This is a genomic window from Pantoea piersonii, from assembly GCF_003612015.1.
Taxonomy (GTDB): domain Bacteria; phylum Pseudomonadota; class Gammaproteobacteria; order Enterobacterales; family Enterobacteriaceae; genus Pantoea; species Pantoea piersonii.
The window spans coordinates 571,454-592,291 of the sequence record NZ_RARB01000001.1 but is presented as its reverse complement, the minus strand read 5'-3'; the positions used below and the strand labels follow the sequence as shown (position 1 = coordinate 592,291).

The following is a 20,838-nucleotide window of genomic DNA, read 5'->3' as shown; positions in this document are numbered from 1 at the left end:
TGATGGCGAAAACCACCAAACGCATTACCAATCAGCTGGTGCCCTGGATTTTCCCTGCGCTGCTGGTGGTGATCTGGCAAATTGCCTCCCAGACCGGGCTGCTTTCGACGCGTATTCTGCCATCGCCGGAAAATATCGTTATCACGTTCTGGAATCTGGCCGCCAGCGGCGAGCTGTGGCAGCACCTTGCCATTAGCGGCTGGCGCGCGCTGATCGGCTTCAGCATCGGCGGCTCTATCGGGCTGATTCTGGGATTGATCACCGGCACCTCACGTCTTGGCGAACGGCTGCTGGATACCTCGGTGCAGATGCTGCGCAACGTGCCGCATCTGGCGCTGATCCCGCTGGTGATCCTCTGGTTCGGCATTGACGAAGCGGCGAAGATCTTCCTGGTGGCGCTTGGCACGCTGTTCCCGATCTACCTGAATACCTACCACGGCATCCGCAATATCGATCGCGGCCTGGTGGAGATGGCGCGCAGCTACGGCCTGTCGGGCTGGAGCCTGTTTATTCAGGTGATCCTGCCTGGCGCCCTGCCCTCAATTATGGTCGGCGTGCGTTTCGCGCTCGGCCTGATGTGGCTGACGCTGATCGTCGCCGAGACCATCTCCGCCAACTCGGGCATCGGTTATCTGGCGATGAACGCCCGTGAATTCCTGCAAACCGACGTGGTGGTTGTCGCCATTATTCTTTACGCACTGCTCGGCAAACTGGCGGATGTCGCCGCCCTGCTGCTGGAGCGCGTCTGGCTGCGCTGGCATCCAGCCTGGCAACTGAAGGAGGAGAACGCATGAGCAATACACTCTCTCCGGCGCGGCTCAATGCCGGCACGCCGGTCGGCGTCAACGGCGTCAGCAAGCAGTACGGCAACCGCACCATCCTGAACAATATCGATCTGCATATTCCTTCCGGCCAGTTTGTCGCGGTGGTCGGCCGCAGCGGCTGCGGCAAGAGTACGCTGCTGCGCCTGCTGGCGGGGCTGGAGCAAACCACCCGGGGCGAGCTGCTGGCGGGCAACGCGCCGCTGCAGACGGCGCGCGAAGACACCCGCCTGATGTTTCAGGATGCGCGTCTGCTGCCCTGGAAGCGCGTGATTGATAATGTCGGCCTCGGGCTGAAAGGACGCGGATGGCGCGGCGCGGCGCTTGAAGCGCTGGAGGCGGTCGGGCTGGCGGAGCGTGCGAACGAATGGCCCGCCGCGCTTTCCGGCGGACAGAAACAGCGCGTGGCGCTGGCGCGCGCGTTGATTCACCGTCCAGGTCTGCTGCTGCTCGACGAGCCGCTCGGCGCGCTGGATGCGCTGACGCGTATCGAAATGCAGGGGCTAATCGAATCGTTATGGCAACAGCATCACTTTACCGTGCTGCTGGTGACGCATGACGTCAGCGAAGCCGTGGCGATGGCGGATCGCGTGCTGCTGATCGAAGAGGGTCAGATAGGGCTCGATTTACTGGTCGATTTGCCGCGTCCGCGTCGCCGCGGATCGGTCAGGCTGGCGGAGCTGGAGGCGGAAGTGCTGGATCGCGTGATGCGCCGCAGCGAAGGCGATCAGCCGGTGCGCTACGCCCACCAGCGTTAAGGTAAGTACGGCTGGCTAACAAAAAGGCGGGATTTACCCGCCTTTGCTGTTTACGCGTTCAGCGCCCGGGTGATCTTCTCATAGAGATCGCCTGAGAGCTTATCCAGTCCTTTCAGCGTTTCCAGCGCCTGACGCATCAGCGCCTGGCGATCGGCGTCGTAACGCTTCAGACGGATCAGCGGCTCAATCATGCGCGCCGCCACCTGCGGGTTGCGGGTATTGAGATCGGTCAGCATCTCAACCAGGAACTGATAGCCGCTGCCATCTTTGGCGTGGAACGCCGACGGGTTGCCGGAGGCGAACGCACCGATCAGCGCACGGATGCGGTTAGGGTTGCTCATGGTGAACGAACGGTGATGCAGCAGCTCGCGCACTTTTGACAGCGCATCCAGCGACGGGCTGGTGGCCTGCAACATAAACCACTTGTCCATCACCAGACCATCCCGATGCCAGCGCTCGTCATAGTGCGCCAGCAGCGCGTCGCGGCACGGCAGCTGAGCCGCGACCGAAGCCGCCAGCGCCGCCAGCGCGTCCGTCATATTATTCGCCTGATGGTACTGCGTCTGTACCAGCTTATCCGCCAGCTCAACGTCACCGAACGCCAGATAGCTCAGACAGATATTCTTCAGGGCGCGCTGTCCCATCGCGTCGTGCTCAATGCGGTATTCGCTTTGCTGATTGGCGTTGTAAACGGCGAAGAATTCGTCCGCCAGTTCGGTAGCCAGCGTGCGCAGCAGCGCTTCGCGCACCGTGGCGATCGCCTGCGGATCGATCACCTCAAACAGCTCGGCGATCTCATTCTCGCTCGGCAGCGTCAGGATCAGCGCAGTCAGCGCCGGATCGCGGCCTTCGTCCAGCAGAACCGCACGGAAGGCGTCAGCGACGTGCAGCGGCAGCGACAGCGGCTGACCCTGCTGATGGCGCGCCACGTTAAGGCGAATATAGGTTGCCAGCAGGCTTTGCGCCGCATCCCAGCGCGCGAAGTCGTTGCGCGCATGGCGCATCAGGTAGGTCAGCTGGGCGTCGCTCCACTTATAGTCCAGCTTCACCGGCGCAGAGAATTCACGCAGCAGCGACGGCACCGGCTGGAAGTAGACGTTATCGAAGATAAAGGTCTGGAACTCTTCGGTCACGTTGAGAACGTGGTGCACCGGATGGCCGTTATGCTGCAGCGGGATCACCTTGCCTTCGTTGTCGTAGAGTTCGATATCAAGCGGAATATGCAGCGGCAGCTTCTCTTTCTGATCGGCGGTCGGCGGCGTGTGCTGCGTGACATGCAGCGTGTACTGCTCCAGCTCTGGGTTATAGTCGTCGCGTACCGTCAGCACCGGGGTGCCGCTCTGGCTGTACCAGCGGCGGAACTGCGACAGATCGACGTTGGAAGCATCCTCCATCGCCTGCACAAAGTCGTCACAGGTCGCCGCGCTGCCGTCGTGGCGCTCAAAATAGAGCTGCATCCCTTTCTGGAAATTCTCCTCGCCGAGCAGCGTATGCATCATGCGGATCACTTCCGATCCCTTTTCGTACACGGTCAGGGTATAGAAGTTATTCATCTCCATGACCTGATCCGGGCGGATCGGGTGCGCCATCGGGCTGGCATCTTCGGCGAACTGTGCGCCGCGCATCACGCGTACGTTATCGATGCGGTTGACCGCGCGCGAGCCGAGATCGGAGCTGAACTCCTGATCGCGGAACACGGTCAAGCCCTCTTTCAGGCTGAGCTGGAACCAGTCGCGGCAGGTGACGCGGTTGCCGGTCCAGTTATGGAAATATTCGTGGCCAATGACCGCTTCAATGCCGAGGTAGTCTTTGTCGGTCGCGGTTTCCGCCTTCGCCAGCACATATTTGGAGTTAAAGACGTTCAGGCCTTTGTTCTCCATCGCGCCCATATTGAAGAAATCGACGGCGACGATCATAAAGATGTCGAGGTCATACTCCAGGCCGAAACGCTCCTCGTCCCACTTCATGCTGTTCTTCAGCGAGGTCATCGCCCAGTCGGCGCGATCCAGATTGCCGCGGTCGACAAAGATCTCCAGCGCGACGTCGCGGCCGGAACGGGTTTTAAAGCTGTCGCGCAGCACGTCGAAATCACCCGCCACCAGCGCAAAGAGATAACAGGGTTTCGGGAAGGGATCCTGCCATTTTACCCAGTGCTTGCCCTGCTCTGTTTTGCCGCCGTCGATGCGGTTGCCGTTAGAGAGCAGGTAAGGATAGCGCGCCTCGTCGGCGATAATGGTCGTGGTGAAGCGCGCCAGCACGTCAGGGCGATCCAGATACCAGGTAATATGACGGAAGCCTTCGGCTTCGCACTGGGTGCAGAGCGCTTCGCCAGACTGGTAAAGCCCTTCCAGCGCGGTGTTTTTATCGGGATGAATATCGTTGACGATCTTAAGCTGGAACTGGGCCGGCAGCTGACTCAGCACCAGCGCGCCCTCTTCCTGGCGCCAGGCGCTCCAGGGCGAGCCGTCCACTTCAATGGAAATCAGGGTCAACGCTTCGCCATCAAGACGCAGCTCAGCCTGCGCATCGCCGAGCCGTTTAACCTGGCTGATTGCGGTGACGCGCGTCGTGGCGGCGTCGAGCGCAAAGGTCAGATCGATATCGGTGATGGTGTAATCCGGCGCACGATAGTCGTGGCGATATTTAATTTGGGGCTGTTGCGTCATATTCCGTCTCGCATTGTTATAGGTTTACCGCCAAAGTCTAAGCGCGTTGCCTTTAGCTTGCCATGTACAATGCATGTCTCGCCATAAATAGCTACAATTCATTAACAACGGCACGTTTTACCCTCGACCTGCGGGCTTGAAATATGCTGTGATCAGCCGCAGTTACTGATTTATACTCCTGCGTCTTTATGACTTTTACACACCGGGCTCTGCGCCGCCGAACAGGATGCTGAAACGCACCATGACAGGACATGCTTCCCCGATACTGACTTCACTGCTGGATACTGACGCTTACAAGCTTCATATGCAGCAAGCCGTCTTTCACCGTTACCACGATGTCACGGTGGCGGCTGAGTTTCGTTGCCGCGGCGACGATCTGCTCGGTCTCTATGCGAATGAGATTCGCGAGGCCGTTAACGCCATGCAGACGCTTGCGCTGACCGATGACGAATATACGTATCTGTCCAGCCTGCCCTTCTTCCAGTCTGACTACCTTAACTGGCTGCGCGATTTTCGTTACAACCCCGAACAGGTGCAGGTACGTAACCGCGACGGCCATCTTGATATCCGTATCACCGGCCCCTGGCGCGAAGTCATCTTATGGGAGGTGCCGCTGCTGGCGCTGATCAGCGAGGTGGTGCACCGCCACCGTTCGCCGCATACCGGCGCGCAACAGGCGGTCGATCATCTGCAGCAGAAGCTGAGCGCTTTTCGCCGCGAGGTTGCCGATATCGATATGTCGCGCTTTCGTCTGATGGATTTCGGCACGCGTCGCCGTTTTTCTGGCGATGTGCAGCACGCCATCGTCGCCACGCTGAAGCAGGATTTTCCCTGGCTTATCGGCACCAGCAACTACGATCTGGCGCGCCGCCTGGAGCTGACGCCGGTCGGCACCCAGGCGCACGAGTGGTTTCAGGCCTTTCAGCAGATCAGCCCGGTGCTGGCCAACAGCCAGCGCGCGGCGCTGCAGGCGTGGCTCGACGAATATGACGGCCAGCTTGGCATCGCGCTTACCGACTGTATCGCCATGGACGCTTTCCTGCGCGACTTCGGCGTTAATTTCGCCAGCCGCTATCAGGGGCTGCGCCACGATTCGGGCGATCCCGTCGAGTGGGGCGAAAAAGCGCTGGCCCATTATGAAAAGCTGGGCATTGATCCGCACAGCAAAACGCTGGTTTTCTCTGACAACCTTACTCTGGATAAGGCGCTGGCGCTCTATCGCCACTTTGGCCAGCGCGCCGGCGTGGTGTTTGGCATCGGCACGCGCCTGACCTGCGATATTCCCGGTGTCACGCCGCTTAATATCGTTATCAAACTGGTGGAATGTAACGGCAAGCCGGTGGCGAAACTCTCCGACAGTCCAGGCAAAACGATTTGTCAGGATCAAGCCTTCGTCAGAGCCCTGCGCAAAGCCTTCGATCTGCCGCTGGTGAAAAAAGCCAGCTAATCCCCGCTTTATCGGGGCGTTGACGCGCCCCGCTTCTGCTGTAATAAATCTGCCGTCCCGCCGGATTTTGCTTGTTTCCTTGCGACTCGCAAGTAACATAGCAAAACCCCGGTCTGGGGAACTGTTTAAACTCACTTCTTCTATATAGAGAGATATTTATGAGCGTAGTGCCTGTAGCGGACGTACTGCACGGTCGCGTCGCGGTTGACAGTGAAGTCACCGTACGTGGTTGGGTGCGTACCCGAAGAGATTCAAAAGCCGGTCTTTCCTTCGTCGCCGTTTATGACGGTTCCTGCTTTAATCCCGTTCAGGCCGTTGTGAATAATTCTCTGAATAATTATCAGGATGACGTTCTGCGCCTCACCACCGGCTGTTCCGTGATTATTACCGGCACCGTGGTGGCCTCGCCGGGTCAGGGTCAGGCGTTTGAGATCCAGGCGACCCGCGTGGAAGTCACCGGCTGGGTGGACGATCCCGATACCTATCCGATGGCGGCGAAACGTCACAGCATTGAGTACCTGCGCGAAGTGGCGCATCTTCGTCCGCGCACCAATCTGATCGGTGCCGTCGCGCGCGTACGCCATACCCTGGCGCAGGCGCTGCATCGCTTCTTTCATGAAAACGGCTATTTCTGGGTCTCTACCCCGCTGATCACCGCCTCGGATACCGAAGGCGCCGGCGAGATGTTCCGCGTTTCGACGCTGGATCTGGAAAACCTGCCGCGCACGCCGCAGGGCCATGTAGACTTCAACGAAGATTTCTTTGGCAAAGAGGCCTTCCTGACCGTTTCCGGCCAGCTGAACGGCGAAACCTACGCCTGTGCGCTGTCGAAGATCTATACCTTCGGCCCAACCTTCCGCGCCGAAAACTCTAACACCAGCCGTCACCTGGCGGAGTTCTGGATGCTGGAGCCGGAGATCGCCTTCGCCACGCTGGATGACGCCGCCGCGCTCGCAGAAGCGATGCTGAAATATGTGTTTAAAGCGGTGCTGGACGAACGCGCCGACGATATGGCGTTCTTTGCCGAACGCGTAGACAAAGAGGCGGTCGATCGCCTTGAGCGCTTTATTTCTACTGACTTCGCGCAGGTCGACTATACCGACGCCATTACTATTCTGGAAAACTGCGGACAGACCTTTGAAAACCCGGTTTCCTGGGGCATCGACCTCTCTTCCGAGCACGAGCGCTATCTGGCCGAGCAGCACTTTAAAGCGCCGGTGGTGGTGAAAAACTACCCGAAAGACATTAAGGCGTTCTATATGCGCCTTAACGACGATAATAAAACCGTGGCGGCGATGGATGTACTGGCGCCAGGCATCGGCGAAATTATCGGCGGCTCTCAGCGTGAAGAGCGTCTCGACGTCCTCGACGCGCGCCTGGAAGAGATGGGCCTGAATAAAGAAGATTACTGGTGGTATCGCGATCTGCGTCGTTACGGTACGGTGCCACATTCTGGCTTCGGCTTAGGCTTTGAACGTTTAATCGCCTATGTCACTGGCGTACAAAATGTAAGGGACGTTATCCCTTTCCCACGCACGCCGCGTAATGCAAATTTCTAAAATTAACGATTAATTATAAGAAATTCATATATATAAAGAGGCCGACACTGTCGGCCTTTTTTTATTTTTGTAAATTTTGAGTTCTCTCACAAAGTTCCCGAAAATTTACATCCTGCAATACAAATTTGCTTTTAGAAACCAGATTACGAGTTTAGTAGCATTTTCAGAGTGGCATATCCCGCTACAGGATGGAAAGATGCGTGCAGACACAGGAAGACACCAAACTTCTCTCAGGGTTCCGTAACGGTTTCTTGACGGCAGTGGCAGGTGTCCGAATAAACTCCAATGAGGGTAATAAATAATGATGAAGCGCAACATTCTTGCAGTGGTTATCCCTGCTCTGTTAGCTGCCGGCGCAGCAAACGCAGCAGAAGTTTACAACAAAGACGGCAATAAACTGGACCTGTACGGTAAAGTTGATGGTCTGCACTATTTCTCTGATAACGACAGCAACGATGGCGACCAGACCTATGTTCGCTTCGGTTTCAAGGGTGAAACTCAGATTAACGACCAGCTGACCGGTTACGGCCAGTGGGAATACAACATTCAGGCAAACAACTCAGAAGGCTCTTCTGACGCGCAGAACGGCAACAAAACCCGTCTGGGCTTTGCCGGTCTGAAATTCGGTAGCGCTGGCTCAATCGACTACGGTCGTAACTACGGCGTTGTGTACGACGCTATCGGCTGGACCGATATGCTGCCAGAATTCGGCGGCGACTCTGGTTACTCAGACAACTTCATGAACGGTCGTAGCACCGGCCTGCTGACCTACCGCAACAAAAACTTCTTCGGCCTGGTTGATGGCTGGGACTTCGCGGTTCAGTATCAGGGCAAAAACGAGCGTAGCGACATTCGTCGCGCGAACGGCGACGGCTGGGGCCTGTCAACCTCTTACACCTCACCAATCGGTGTTGGTATCGTTGGCGCATACAGCAGCAGCGATCGTACTGACTCGCAGGCTGCCGGCGTTGTGGCTCCAGACGGCTCTATCGTTGGTCAGGGCAAACGCGCTGAAAACTGGGCAACCGCTCTGAAATATGACGCTAACAATATTTACCTGGCAGCGATGTATGGTGAGACCCGCAACTCTACACCTTTCGCACTTGCGACTACCGCTACCACTTCTACTACCGCTTTTGCCAACAAAGCACAGAACTTCGAGCTGGTTGCACAGTATCAGTTCGACTTCGGTCTGCGTCCTTCTATCGGCTACGTACAGTCTAAAGGCAAAGACATCGAAGGCGTGGGCGATGCTGACCTGATCAAATACATCGACGTGGGCGCAACCTACTACTTCAACAAAAACATGTCGACCTACGTTGACTATCAGATCAACCAGCTGGATGACAACAACCGCCTGGGTCTGAACACCGACGACACCGTAGCTGTAGGCCTGGTTTACCAGTTCTAAGTTACCTGTCGCAAAAAACGGAGCCTCGGCTCCGTTTTTTTATGCCTGAAATTCCCCGTCCTGAAATCCCCCGTAAAACAGCGTTTTCCCCTTGTCAGCCATAAGCATCCCGAATGACCACCGCTGAGTGACGATTTTTTGCGTAAACGGTTGGCAATGCACAGCGCTGACGTTAACCTGAAGGCTCATTTCGTTAAAGTTCACGCTACTGGACACGACTCATGTTTGAATCTATCTCTGCGGCACCTGCCGATCCAATTCTTGGGCTGGCCGATCTGTTTCGCGCTGACGACCGCCCGCACAAAATCAACCTCGGCATCGGCGTTTATAAAGATGAAACCGGCAATACGCCGGTATTGACCAGCGTTAAGAAAGCCGAACAGTATCTGCTGGAAAACGAAACCACTAAAAATTATCTCAGCATTGATGGCCTGGCCGATTTTGCGCGCTGCACTCAGGAGCTGCTGTTTGGCGCAGAGAATCCGCTGATTGCCGCTGGCCGCGCGCGTACCGCGCAGACCCCAGGCGGCACCGGCGCGCTGCGCGTCGCGGCTGATTTTCTCGCTACCCAGACCAGCGTAAAACGCGTCTGGGTAAGCAACCCCAGCTGGCCGAACCATAAAAACGTCTTCAACGCCGCTGGCCTTGAAGTGTGCGAATATGCTTACTACGACGCGGAAAATCATCAGCTCGATTTCGACGGCATGCTGGCCGCGCTGCAGGAGGCGAAAGCAGGCGACGTGGTGCTGTTCCACGGCTGCTGCCACAACCCGACCGGCATCGATCCCACAGCAGAGCAGTGGAGCCAGCTGGCGCAGCTCTCTCAGGCTAAAGGCTGGCTGCCGCTCTTTGACTTTGCCTATCAGGGCTTTGCTCGCGGTCTGAATGAAGATGCAGAAGGCCTGCGTATTTTCGCCGCCTCGCATCAGGAGCTGATCGTCGCCAGTTCTTACTCCAAGAACTTCGGCTTATATAATGAGCGCGTAGGTGCCATTACCCTGGTCGCCGCCGATGCTACCACGGCCGAGACCGCCTTCAGCCAGGTGAAATACACTATCCGCGCTAACTACTCCAACCCGCCGGCGCATGGCGCGGCGGTAGTGGCGACCATACTCAGCAATCAGGCGCTGCGTACCATCTGGGAGCAGGAGCTGACCGATATGCGTCAGCGCATCCAGCGCATGCGTCAGCTGTTTGTGAATACCCTGGCGGAGAAAGGCGCAACGCGTGATTTCAGCTTTATTATCCAGCAGAACGGCATGTTCTCTTTTAGCGGCCTGACCAAAGATCAGGTGATCCGCCTGCGCGATGAGTTTGCCGTCTATGCGGTTAATTCGGGCCGCGTTAACGTTGCAGGCATGACGCCGGATAATATGTCGGCGCTGTGCGAGGCGATTGTGGCGGTGCTGTAAGCTCGTCGAGCCACGCTTGCGCGGAACGCGCGCAGTGAGTGTGTCAGCTACGTGAATGGGCCGCTTCGGCCCATTTTTTTATGGTAGAAAGGTTTTATTGCAGAAAAGGATTGCTGATACGCTCGTGGCCCAGCGTTGAAACAGCACCGTGGCCAGGAACAAAAGTCACGTCGTCGCCCAGCGGCAGCAGCTTATCGTTAATTGATGCAATAAGCGCCTGATGACTACCCTGTGGAAAGTCCGTACGTCCTACGCCGCCGTGGAAGATCACGTCGCCGGAGATCAGCAGACGGCCCGTCCGATCGAAGAAGACGATATGACCCGGCGTGTGGCCAGGCGTATGCAGAATCTCCAGCTCAACCTCGCCGACCTGAACCCTGTCGCCCTCTTCCAGCCAGCGATCCGGCGTAAATGGCGCGCACTCCGCGAGACCAAACATCCGGCTCTGCGTCGGCAACGCTTCCAGCCAGAAGGCATCCAGCCTGTGCGGCCCGACAATGGGCACCTGATAGTGCGCTGCCAGCTCCGCCGCCGCGCCCACATGATCCAGATGACCGTGCGTCAGTAAAATTTGCGCAGGCGTAAGATTAAGCTGCTGGAGCGTCCCAATGATGTTAGCCGCATCGCCGCCGGGATCAACCAGGGCGGCGTCGCGCGTCGCCTCACACCAGATAACGGAACAGTTCTGCGCGAAGGCGGTAACAGGAATAATGTGGTAGTTCATAACGCTCCATGACCGGCGCACGCAGCGTTGCCGGCGTCATTACCAGTGCCGTACCGGCCCGGTATCAATATGAACGAAGTTGCTGCGAGGATAATATCCTACACCACCGGCGCGCATTGTTAAGGCCGCTTTGCGGATGTTATTCAGCGCGATGCCTTCAATATGGAAATCCATCGCCTGCCCTTTGGTGTGGTAGCTGTGCTTCGCTACGCCCGGGCCGCTTTCACGCAGCATATTGTTGGTCGCCAGCGAGCGGTAGCCGGAGACCAGCTGGATCGGCTTGCGGGTTTCCAGCAACGCCTGCAGTCGGTAAATCTGATCGAACAGATGGGGATCGATGCTTTTAGTCAGATTGGCGCGATAATCACGGAAAAAGTGGTTCAGGCGAGCCAGCTCGCTCTTATCGTAGCTTTTCCCGTTAAAAAACTCAGTTTTAAGGGTTTCACCGGTGTGAAGATTGCTCAGCGTCAGTTCGCGAGGACGTGACGTTGAAAGCGAGGCCATAGCTGCGTTGGGCAGGAGCGCCATCCCGGCCGCAGCCGTTCCGCCAAGAAGCAATTTGCGACGTGTTAAATTAAAACTGGACATGAAAAACGGTTACCTGAGTTGAAGCCATCGAAATGTGCAAAAACCGCACAAGGCCGAACCATAACCGTCCGTCCAGGTCCCGTCAACCCGCCGTGGAGAAGTTTGGACGGCGACCCCGGGTGGGATCGCCGTTGTGGAATCCTTATCGCAGCAGTAGCAAAAAGGAACAGAGTTGGAAAATCAAGGATTAGAGCAACAGCTGTCCAGCGCGAGCCAGCGCCTGGCTGCCGGAACGGGCTGGGTTATCATAATTGTAAATATCTGTTCGGAACTGCGGCTTGCCATCGTCGGCCACCCAGGCGGTCAGATAGTAGAGGTTTACCGGAATACGATGCCGAATCGGCACGTAGCGCGTATCGCCCTGTTTTAACTGATCAGAGATCCGTGAATCATTCCAGCCTGCATCCTGCAGCAGCAGACCCGCCAGCTCTGACGCTTTATTGACGCGTACGCAGCCTGAACTTAGCGCACGAATATCACGCTGGAACAGCCCATGGTTCGGCGTATCGTGCAGATAGATAGCGTCCGAACTCGGCATGTTAAACTTATAGCGTCCCAGCGAGTTGGTGTTGCCTGGCGCCTGACGTATGCGATAGGGGAAAGACGAGGCTGAAACCATACTCCAGTCAATCATGCTGGGGTCGATCACTTCCGCATCCGCGCTCCAGCCAGAGAGCAGCGTATAGCCGTGCTTGTAGAGATAGCTCGGATCCTGCTTCACCTTAGGAATGATGTCCTGACGGACCAGCGTCGTTGGCACGTTCCACGGCGGGTTGAGCACCACATTATTAAGCGCGCTGCGCATCAGCGGCGTTTTACGATCGGGACGCCCGACAATCACGCGCGACGAGAGGATCTTATTGCCGTTGTTGTAATAGGTCAGAGAATAGTTAGGGATATTAACCATGATGCCGTTATGCATATCATCCGGCAGCAGGCGCAGACGCTGGATATTCAGCGCCAGCAGCGCGGCGCGCATCTGCGGCGTGACGTTGAGCCATTCGCGGGTGCGCGGCCCGATATTGCCGTCGTTGCCCAGCCCTTGCCACTGCTGAAAGCGCTTAACGGCCGCCACCAGCGTAGCGTCATAGACGTTGTTGCTGCCTGTCTCAGCTGCGCCGTTCTGCACGTTGCCTGCTGCCTGCGGCGTCTGCGCCGCGAGATCGCCGACGCTGGCCGCTGAGGGGCTGACCGCAGCGGGCTGCGCGCTCTGGCTTACCGGAACAGGCGCCGTAGGCACCGCGTCGTCCGCAGGGCTCGGCGCCGTAGTCTGGGCGGTAAGCATGCCGGTACGCTGTAAAATTTCGCGCAGCGCAGGAACATCATCACTGACCTGGCCGGGGCGCAGGGTTTCACGGTTTTTCAGCTGCGGCCAGGGACGTGCGTCGGTCAGCAGCTGTTTTAGCGCAGCGTGCATCGGCGCATATTGCGGATGCTGCGGCGCCAGCGAAGAGACAAAAGAGGCGGACGCGCCCGTCTGTACCGCCTTTTGCCACTGGTTCACCACTGCCACCGACGGCTGCGCCAGTTTATAAGGCACATTGCTGTAGAGCCAGTTTTCGCCCTGAGTCGGCACGCTGGAGACGAACTGCAGATAACCCAGCATGGCATCGCTGAGCACCACATCGCGCGCAAAACCGCTAATGCCGGGATCGGTCAGGCGATCGATCCAGCGCGTAAACTGCGGCTGAACGCCCGACATCGCCACTTCCGCCAGCTGCTGCTGGAATTGCTGCACCGCTGCGCGGTCCTGCCACATCGGCTGCATATTGTGCGCCGCATAAAGCGACGCGAGGGAGGCTAAATAGAAAGGTGGCTCTTTACCGGCAAACGCCTGGCGCAGGCGCTGCTGGCTGTCGCTTACCGAAATGGTCGCGTGCGTAGTGCCGGGTAGCACTGCAATAACGGCCGCCTGCGTAAAATGCAGCGGCGTAAAGGCCAGCGCTATCGCCAGCAGTGAAAAAACGTAATTGTTGGTTTTATTGGTCAGTAACATCCCTGCCCCCTCATTTGTTTACCACGCAGCATTTCCTGGATCAGCTGCAACTGGGCTGCTACTCATGTCCTGAGTATACAAATAAAAAACGGCATTTGCCTCACAGGACAAACGCCGTTTACAGATTACCCAAAGCGGTAATTATTGAACAGATTAAACCTGCGAGTTTTCCGCTTCCAGACCCGCCTCTTCTGCGCTGTCGCGGCGCGCTGGCGTCGCGTCGGCAGAGAAACCGCGCAGGCCGACGACGTGAACATGTTCCGTGTTGTTAAACACTTTACGGACCAGCTTATAGGTAGTGCCTTTTTCCGGACTGATGTTTTCCGGCGCCGCAATCACCAGCTGCATCTCCAGCCGCTCGCAGAGCTCGAACAGCGTGGCGATAGAGCGCGCATCCAGGCGCGCCGCCTCGTCAAGGAACAGCAGACGGCACGGGGAAATGTCTTTGCCGCGCAGGCGACGCGACTCCTCTTCCCAGCTCTGCACCACCATTACCAGAATCGACATCCCGGTACCGATCGCTTCACCGGTCGACAGCGCGCCACTCTCGGCGCGCAGCCAGCCGTCGGAGCCGCGGTTAACCTCAACTTCCATTTCCAGATAGTTGCGGTAGTCCAGCAGCTCTTCGCCGATGGTCTGCGGCGTACGCTGGCCCATATCGATCTGCGGATTCAGACGCTGATAGAGTTTCGCCAGCGCTTCGGAGAAAGTGAGACGGCTGCTGTTAAACAGATCCTGATGCTGTTCATGCTCTTCCGACAGGGTATCCAGCAGCGTGGCGTGTGCTTCACGCACGTTAACGTTAAGCCGCACGCTGCGCACCTGACCAAAACTCACCATCTGCAGCCCCTGGTTCAGCTGACGGATGCGGTTTTGCTCGCGCTGAATGGTTTTACGAATAATGTTCGACACGCTACGCGAGCTGATCGCCAGTGTCTGCTCGCGCGCCGTCAGCTCTTCAGTCAGACGGTTCAGCTCAATCTCCATCTGCTCGATCGCCTCAACCGGATCGTCGGTACGGATAATGTCCTGACGGATACGTTCGCGCAGATGCTGATAGACGGCGATAAAGAACTGGATTTTGCGCTCTGGACGCTTTGGATCTTCCGACAGGCGCAGAACGTCGCGCAAATGCTCGTTATCCGCCACGGCCAGACGCAGCGCGCCCAGCGCCTTATCCGACATCGAACGCAGCTCGTCACCGCTCAGATAAGCGAGTTCGCGACGGTGCAGACGTCGCTCGACGCCGTTCTCTTTCACCAGACGCAGCACGCTGCACCAGCCCGCTTTGGCACTGACCACCTGCTCGCGAATGCGATGGTAGTCGCGCTCCAGCACGCGCAGCCGCTTCTGCAGGTTCTCCATCTCCGCTTCGCAGAAGGTGAGCTGTTTCTCCAGCTGGTTGCGGCGGGCGCGGTTGTGGCTCAGCGCGGCGTAGAGTTCGTCACGGCGAATGCGCGCGCGCTCTTCCGCGCTGGCGTCAGCATGCACGCCGATATCCTGCATCTCCTGCAGCAGCTCTTTCAGCATGTCGCGCTTGGTATCGTGCGAGCTCTTCAGGGACGCCAGCACCTGGCTGTATTGCGTCAGCTGTGCCCGATGCTCGCGCAGGCGTTCGCGCGCGCGGCTGCGCTCGCCTTCAGCCTGCTCCAGCTGGCGACGCAGCTTATCGCTGAGATCGTTGTTGCCGTTCAGCATGCCGGCAGAGTCGCCGTAGCTGAAGTGGGCGCGACGCTGTACAACTTCCGTCAGGGCGAACGCCTGCTGACGCGCGACGCGCTGCTGCTGCTGCGCCTGCTGATAGTCCGCCTGCAGCTGTTCATGCTGTTCCGGATCGCTCTGCAATACGCTAATCAGCGATTCAAGCTTCGTGAGTTTCGCGCCATGCTGATGCAGGAAACGCGCCGCTTCCTGCGCGACCTCTACCTGTTCGCGGATCTCGTCGCAGCGATCGGCCAGCGTATCGTCCAGCAGCAGGTTCACGCGCGGCAGCAAACGGTTAAGCTGCGCCACGCCCTCTTTCGCCTGCTCATACTGCTGGCGTTGCTGCTGATTGTCGCTTTCATGCTGATTCAGCGCGCGCTCCAGCTCGGTGCGGCGCGCGTTATACTGGCGAATCTGCGCTTCCGGATCTTCCTCGAAGGCGACCGCCAGATGCGTGCCGATAAAACGGCTGAAGGATTGATGCAGGCGCTGCGTTTTCTGCACGTCGAACGAGAGCGTGGCATAACGCTCCGCCAGACGATCGCGCTCGTTGTGCAGCAGCTCCAGCTGGTTCTCGCGCGCGGCGCGGCCGAACAGCGGAATTTTCGGGAAGCGCGAATAGCGCCACTGCCGCTCCGCCACTTTCACCACCACCGCGTTTTGCAGCTCTTCCACGGCGAAGACGCTGTCGTCGAACGACTGCGGATCGCCCTCGATCAGATAGAGATCTTCCGGGCACTCTTCCAGACCGTCGAGCTGCTCGCGCACCAGCGACAGATCCGGCACGACGATAGCGTGGCGCGACGGACCATAGAGGGCCGAGAAGTAAGGCGCGTCATCAAGCGTAACGTCGTCGTAAATTTCAGAGAGCAGCACGCCGCCGAAGCGTTCCGCCAGCTGCGTCAGGCGCGCATCTTCCGCGCCGCCAGGCTGGCTGAGGCGTTCAATCTGGCGCTCAACGTCGCGTTTGCGCGCGGCGATTTCGTCGCGCTCAACCGTGGTTTCGCGCTCGCGCTCCAGCAGCTGCTGCATAAATTCGGTAATCTGCTGGCTGTTTCCCAGCGCTTCGCCGGTCTGCTCGCTGAGCTGCGTCAGGATCTCCTGCGCTGCCAGCCAGTGCGGCGCGCGTGCGGTCAGGGCCGCGATACGTTCGCGCAGCGACTCCAGCTCCTGACGCATTACCATGCGGCGTTCGCCGGCGTCGGAGACGCTGGCGCTGAGCTGTTCAATCTGCGCTTCCAGCTCGCTATGCAGTCCTTCCAGCGCGTCGGCGTCATAGTGCGCGCCCTGGCGTTTACAGAACTCCGCCAGCAGCCGCTCCGCCTCATGCTGTTCGCGCAGACGCTGCTCCAGTTCGTTAAGACGCAGACGCAGCGAAGAGAGCTGCTCGGCGTAATGACGCTGGTTGGCGGCGTCGCGCAGCAGCTCGCGGCCGGTTTGCCAGGCTTCCTGACGCGGCACGTTGCCAGCGATGCTGGTCACCAGCGCCAGTGCCTGTTCGAACTGGCTGTGCGCCGCTTCCGCCACGCTCAGCTTCTGCTCCAGACGCAGCAGCGTTTCCGTCGCTTCCTCTTCGGTCGCCTGGAAACGCGCCTGCCATTCGTCGGCGTTGTCGATGGTCAAATCCGGCAGCTGGCAGAGGGTTCTGGCGCGCTCAAGTGCCTGCAGCGCCTGCTGATACTGAATCGCGCGCGTCTGCTGAACGTCGAGCGCCTGCTGAAAATCGGCCAGCTGGTTTTTCAGCTCGTCCACTTCCAGCTCCGCCGCTTCGGCGCGCGCTTCGTTCTCTTCCTGCGCTTCGCGCGCTTCGGCTACCACCTCGTTCTGCTCTTCCAGACGGTGGGTCAACTCGTCGAGATCCGCCTCGTAGCGCTCGATTTTTTCCTGCTGGCGCATGGCGGTCTGCACCAGATTGAGGTGATCGCTGGCGGCCTGATAGTCCGCTTCCAGATCGTTCTCCGCGCCGCCGTGTTCGGCGAGCTCACGCGCCATCTCAATATGGCGATATTGCTCTGACGCCAGCTGTTTGCGGCTGGAGAAGAGATCGCGCCGCAGCTGCAGCGCGCCGTCGAGATGGATGCGCCGCTCGTTGGCGTGACGCATATAGTCCGCCGACACATAGCTGGTGGCTTCGGAGATAAGGTGTTTAAAGAGGTCGCGATCGGACTGCGTGACGCGGATCGCCTCCAGCGTCATGCGGTTTTCGCGCAGTGCCGCCTCCATATCCTGAAACGCTTTACGCACGCCGCTGTTTTCCGGCAGCAGATAGTCGCGCAGCGAGCGGGTAATGGCGCTGGAGATACCGCCATAGAGCGATGCCTCAATCAAACGGTAGAACTTGCTGCGATCGCCGGCAGAGCGCAGACGGCGCGGCACGATACCGTGTTCGAACATCATCGCATGGTAGTCAGTGACCGAGCTGAACTGACGGAACTGCACCTCTTCCTGCGCTTCGACGCGCTCTTTGACTTCGCTCAGCGGCAGCACGCGCGCCTGGCGGCTGTTCATAATCTCGGTCAGCATATCGGTCGGCTGGCTATCCATCGGCAGCCCGTGAATGCTGAACGGCTTGATATCGACCTTTTTATCGCGGCCCGCTACCTGCTGCAGACGCACGCCCGCAATCACACGCTGGTGACGCGAGTTAATGACGTCAAGCACCGCATAGCACACGCCAGCGCGCAGCTTGCCGTGCAGACCCTTATCACGCGAGCCGCTGGTCGCGCCCGCTTCGGTGGTATTACGGAAGTGCAGCAGCGTCAAATCCGGGATTAGCGCCGTAACGAAGGCGGCCATGGTGGTGGATTTACCGGCGCCGTTGCCGCCCGATAACGTGGTGACCAGTTCGTCAAGATCAAAGGTTCGGGCAAAAAAGCCGTTCCAGTTGATCAAAGTAAGCGAACGAAATTTTCCGCGTTCAATCATGCCTGTTCTTCCTCCGCGCTATCATTCGCTTCGCTGTCAATATCATCCGGCTCGCTGCTGACGCTGTCGAGCGGCATCGCTTCGCCGTCGCGGATCAGCCGCAGCTGCGCCTCACGCGGATCGTCGCCGCTGCGCACGTCGGCGCCAAAGCGGAACACCGATTCGGTAATGCGGAATTTGCTGCTGTCGTTGCCCATAAACCACACCATGCCGAGTCGACGCAGACGGCTCAGCGACGCGCGCATTTTTTCCTGCAGCCTGGCCCGATCGAGATCGGAGCCGGTCGAACGCTGGTTCACCAGCTTAAGCAGTTTGTTCTCATCGGCGAGCGTCAGCAGTTCGTCATACAGCTCTTGCTGGGTGAAGATGCCTTCGTTCGCCAGACGCTCCGGGCTAAGGTAGAGATAACAGAGCAGCTTGCCGACCATCATATCCAGCTCAGAAAGTACCGATCGCGGAATAAGCGTGGTGGAGCGCGGACGCAGATAGAAAAAGCCCTCTGGCGCGCGAATTAATTCAACGTTGTAACGTGCGTAGAACTCTTCCAGATATGTCTGGTAATCCATCAGAAAAGCGTGTTGATCCAGCTCTTCGATGCCGATATGGCGCCCGGCGCGCAACTGGCTGTCAAGCGCGGGAAAAACTGGATTCGCCAGTGCCTGTGCCAGCTTAAGCGGCATCACTTGTTCAATATTTGTCGATGACATGTGCCTGCACCTTGGCTCCGTAATCATTAATAGCCTGCCACTGTGCGGGCAGGCCGGCTAAATCGGCTTCCGCCACGCCGAGACGCACCGCCTGATCGACCACGATACGCGCCAGGTCAAAGTGGCGCGCGCGCGGATACTGGGCAAGATAGTCGCGCATCACCGTGGCGAGGTTGAGCGGTTTCTGCTCGGATTTGTAGCTCAGCAGCGCCTCTTCGATCATCGCCGCCAGCTGTTCGCGGATTTCGTTAAACTCTTCATATTCCAGCTCGGCAGGGAGTTCGCCCATCACCTCGTCATTGCGCAGCGTAAGATCTTCGTCGCGCATATCGAACAGACGATCGGCGCTGGCGTAGGTCAGCACCCACGGCTGGTCGAAGTAGTTCTGCACCGACTGACGCAAGCGCTGCGCAAATACGCGGTTCTTGTCCATATCGATGGCGGTTCGGATAAATTTGTGGACGTGGCGGTCATAGCCGATCCAGAGATCGATCGCCTGCTGGCCCCAGCTGATAATGCGGTCCAGCTTGTTTTGCAGATCGAACACCAGCTTATCGACAAAGCCGAGATCGGGACTGCTGAGCGTAGCATCCTGTATACGCAGCAGATTGGCCTGCAGCTTGTCGCCCGCCGCTTCCAGCGTATCCTGGAGTTCGCGCAGCGTGCCGGAGGTTTCCGACAGCAGCATTTCGCAGCTGGAGATCGCCGCGCGCCAGTCTTTATTCAGCAGATCGGCGATATCATTCTTGACCGCCTGCTGCTGTTCATCCATCAGACGCTGCGTCATATCGATGCTGTCGAAAATTTCCGCCACTGAATATTTTAGCGGCGCGAAGACGTTGCGGTGCCAGTGAAACTCGTCGCCATCCTCTTCCGCGGCGTCGGCGGCGCGTTTCAGCTCGCCCGCCACGATCGACAGCTGCATCGACAGGCGCAGCGTAGAGAACTCGCGCTGACGGATGTAGTAGTCGGTGATGCCGATCGCCAGCGGCGTCAGACGATAAATGGCATGGCCTTCCGTCATCTCGCTGGTAAAGCGGTTAATCAGGCGCTGGCGCACCATATCGTTGATGGCGTTGTTGGCGCGTACCATGACGGTCTCATGGGTTTGTTCAAATGCTTTACTGACGTGCTGAAAAGCATCGATCAGCTCGCCTTCACTCATTTCGCCATCCATGCGCTCGCCATTCAGGGTGGCGATGGCCAGCAAAAAGGCCAGACGATCGACCGGCAGCGCAAGCGAAAAGTCGTTCTTGCGCGCCCAGCTGACCAGCTCGGGTACCGTCTGGGAAAATTCACTCATAATTCGTCCTGCTTTCCTGGTTTACGCGCGGTTACGTGAATGTAACGTCCCAGGCTTAAAAAGGGTTCCTGGCGACAGTAGCGTCGCTCCATCTCAAGAATGCTTACATCGCCTCCGCCGTCCGCCGGCGGGGCTTTCATATAATCGCTGAAGACGCGCACGCCCGTACGCTGTTCAATAACGAAACCGCAGGCGCTAAGCCAGCGGTAGACATCGTCAGGATCGCGCGGGTAATCCGGCGACAGAGAACGCTTCTTCTGTTTCGCCATATTGACCCGCAGGTAACCGAAGTTCCCTAGCGTCAGGTTGCGAAACACCAGGCTGTGGCGGTTAAAAAACATCAGCGACATAACGCCGCCTGGCCGCAATGCGTCAAACAGCGCCTGCAGCGCTTTTTCAGGCTCTGCGACCCACTCAAGCACAGCGTGAAACAATACCAGATCCACCGGCGTATCCAAATGTTCGCCCACCTGCTGTACGGCGATTTGTCTGAATTGCATGTTATGGCTCACATCCTGCGCCTCGGCATGCTGTTGCGCCCGACGCAGCATCTCCGCCGAGAGATCGCACAACAGGATCTGGTGACCGCGCTGTGCCAGTCCGCTGGAGATTTGCCCCAGCCCGCCGCCAGCGTCCAGCACGCGCAGAGGAGCTGTGCCGAGCGTAGGCAGAATCGTCTCCAGCTCGTCCCAGAGGATCGCCTGACGCACGATCCCTTTGGTCGTGCCGTAAATATTTTGCGAAAATTTTTCCGCGAGATCGTCAAAGTTACGATCCTGCATGGCGTGGGCTCCGGTATGCTGCGCTCAAACGTATG

At 58.3% G+C, this 20,838-nt stretch carries 14 protein-coding genes; 6 read left to right on the top strand and 8 right to left on the bottom strand.

Going from position 1 to position 20,838, the window contains the following annotated elements; genetic code table 11:
* The first annotated feature begins 2 nt into the window (after positions 1-2).
* On the top strand, positions 3-794 hold the full coding sequence (gene ssuC / locus D7S44_RS02825) for an aliphatic sulfonate ABC transporter permease SsuC (protein ID WP_120451841.1): 792 nt from the start codon (positions 3-5) through the stop codon (positions 792-794).
* Positions 791-1,579, top strand: a complete 789-nt coding sequence (ssuB, locus tag D7S44_RS02820; RefSeq protein WP_120451839.1) for an aliphatic sulfonates ABC transporter ATP-binding protein — start codon at positions 791-793, stop codon at positions 1,577-1,579. The genes ssuC and ssuB overlap by 4 nt, the downstream gene beginning before the upstream one ends.
* Before the next feature lie 50 nt (positions 1,580-1,629).
* On the opposite strand, the gene pepN is transcribed toward ssuB, so the two are convergent.
* Positions 1,630-4,245 (bottom strand): aminopeptidase N, encoded by a 2,616-nt coding sequence (gene pepN / locus D7S44_RS02815; protein WP_120451837.1) that lies wholly within the window; start codon positions 4,243-4,245, stop codon positions 1,630-1,632.
* A gap of 241 nt (positions 4,246-4,486) precedes the next feature.
* On the opposite strand from pepN, the gene pncB reads away from it, so the two are divergent.
* The 4 genes from pncB (at position 4,487) to D7S44_RS02790 (ending at position 10,074) form a co-directional block, all read left to right on the top strand.
* On the top strand, positions 4,487-5,692 hold the full coding sequence (gene pncB, locus D7S44_RS02810; RefSeq protein ID WP_120452852.1) for a nicotinate phosphoribosyltransferase: 1,206 nt from the start codon (positions 4,487-4,489) through the stop codon (positions 5,690-5,692).
* A gap of 158 nt (positions 5,693-5,850) precedes the next feature.
* The gene (gene asnS, locus D7S44_RS02805; RefSeq protein WP_120451835.1) at positions 5,851-7,251 is read left to right on the top strand and encodes an asparagine--tRNA ligase; all 1,401 of its coding nucleotides are present in this window, start codon (positions 5,851-5,853) and stop codon (positions 7,249-7,251) included.
* A 301-nt stretch (positions 7,252-7,552) separates the two neighbouring features.
* Entirely contained in the window at positions 7,553-8,662 is a 1,110-nt protein-coding gene (gene ompF, locus D7S44_RS02795) for a porin OmpF (protein WP_271152133.1), read from the top strand.
* A 221-nt stretch (positions 8,663-8,883) separates the two neighbouring features.
* Positions 8,884-10,074, top strand: coding sequence for an amino acid aminotransferase (locus tag D7S44_RS02790; protein ID WP_120451830.1), 1,191 nt, complete (start codon positions 8,884-8,886; stop codon positions 10,072-10,074).
* 94 nt (positions 10,075-10,168) lie between these two features.
* Here the strand turns inward: D7S44_RS02790 and D7S44_RS02785 are convergent, their stop codons facing one another.
* From D7S44_RS02785 to cmoM, 7 genes are all read right to left on the bottom strand, one after another.
* Positions 10,169-10,798: an MBL fold metallo-hydrolase gene (locus D7S44_RS02785; protein ID WP_120451828.1), complete on the bottom strand. Its 630-nt coding sequence runs from the start codon at positions 10,796-10,798 to the stop codon at positions 10,169-10,171.
* A gap of 39 nt (positions 10,799-10,837) precedes the next feature.
* Complete coding sequence (gene mepK / locus D7S44_RS02780) at positions 10,838-11,386, bottom strand: peptidoglycan L,D-endopeptidase MepK (protein WP_120451826.1); 549 nt, start codon at positions 11,384-11,386, stop codon at positions 10,838-10,840.
* 187 nt (positions 11,387-11,573) lie between these two features.
* A complete protein-coding gene (gene ldtD / locus D7S44_RS02775; RefSeq protein ID WP_120451824.1) occupies positions 11,574-13,382 on the bottom strand; it encodes a L,D-transpeptidase in 1,809 nt (602 codons plus the stop codon).
* 153 nt (positions 13,383-13,535) lie between these two features.
* Positions 13,536-18,011: a chromosome partition protein MukB gene (gene mukB, locus D7S44_RS02770; RefSeq protein ID WP_120451822.1), complete on the bottom strand. Its 4,476-nt coding sequence runs from the start codon at positions 18,009-18,011 to the stop codon at positions 13,536-13,538.
* A complete protein-coding gene (gene mukE / locus D7S44_RS02765) occupies positions 18,008-18,718 on the bottom strand; it encodes a chromosome partition protein MukE (RefSeq protein ID WP_120451820.1) in 711 nt (236 codons plus the stop codon). The genes mukB and mukE overlap by 4 nt, the downstream gene beginning before the upstream one ends.
* The gene (gene mukF / locus D7S44_RS02760) at positions 18,699-20,021 is read right to left on the bottom strand and encodes a chromosome partition protein MukF (protein ID WP_103795362.1); all 1,323 of its coding nucleotides are present in this window, start codon (positions 20,019-20,021) and stop codon (positions 18,699-18,701) included. Before mukF ends, mukE begins: the two co-directional genes overlap by 20 nt.
* Positions 20,018-20,803 (bottom strand): tRNA uridine 5-oxyacetic acid(34) methyltransferase CmoM, encoded by a 786-nt coding sequence (cmoM, locus tag D7S44_RS02755; protein ID WP_120451818.1) that lies wholly within the window; start codon positions 20,801-20,803, stop codon positions 20,018-20,020. Before cmoM ends, mukF begins: the two co-directional genes overlap by 4 nt.
* Between the last annotated feature and the right edge of the window lie 35 nt (positions 20,804-20,838).

Excerpts from the sequence above, each read along its gene's own strand:
- ssuC (WP_120451841.1), top strand. The coding sequence starts at position 3 with ATGGCGAAAACCACCAAACGCATTACCAATCAGCTGGTGCCCTGGATT.
- mukF (WP_103795362.1), bottom strand. The coding sequence starts at position 20,021 with ATGAGTGAATTTTCCCAGACGGTACCCGAGCTGGTCAGCTGGGCGCGC.
- pncB (WP_120452852.1), top strand. The coding sequence starts at position 4,487 with ATGACAGGACATGCTTCCCCGATACTGACTTCACTGCTGGATACTGAC.
- mukB (WP_120451822.1), bottom strand. The coding sequence starts at position 18,011 with ATGATTGAACGCGGAAAATTTCGTTCGCTTACTTTGATCAACTGGAAC.
- mukE (WP_120451820.1), bottom strand. The coding sequence starts at position 18,718 with ATGTCATCGACAAATATTGAACAAGTGATGCCGCTTAAGCTGGCACAG.
- mepK (WP_120451826.1), bottom strand. The coding sequence starts at position 11,386 with ATGTCCAGTTTTAATTTAACACGTCGCAAATTGCTTCTTGGCGGAACG.
- ompF (WP_271152133.1), top strand. The coding sequence starts at position 7,553 with ATGATGAAGCGCAACATTCTTGCAGTGGTTATCCCTGCTCTGTTAGCT.
- D7S44_RS02790 (WP_120451830.1), top strand. The coding sequence starts at position 8,884 with ATGTTTGAATCTATCTCTGCGGCACCTGCCGATCCAATTCTTGGGCTG.
- asnS (WP_120451835.1), top strand. The coding sequence starts at position 5,851 with ATGAGCGTAGTGCCTGTAGCGGACGTACTGCACGGTCGCGTCGCGGTT.
- cmoM (WP_120451818.1), bottom strand. The coding sequence starts at position 20,803 with ATGCAGGATCGTAACTTTGACGATCTCGCGGAAAAATTTTCGCAAAAT.
- ssuB (WP_120451839.1), top strand. The coding sequence starts at position 791 with ATGAGCAATACACTCTCTCCGGCGCGGCTCAATGCCGGCACGCCGGTC.
- D7S44_RS02785 (WP_120451828.1), bottom strand. The coding sequence starts at position 10,798 with ATGAACTACCACATTATTCCTGTTACCGCCTTCGCGCAGAACTGTTCC.
- ldtD (WP_120451824.1), bottom strand. The coding sequence starts at position 13,382 with ATGTTACTGACCAATAAAACCAACAATTACGTTTTTTCACTGCTGGCG.
- pepN (WP_120451837.1), bottom strand. The coding sequence starts at position 4,245 with ATGACGCAACAGCCCCAAATTAAATATCGCCACGACTATCGTGCGCCG.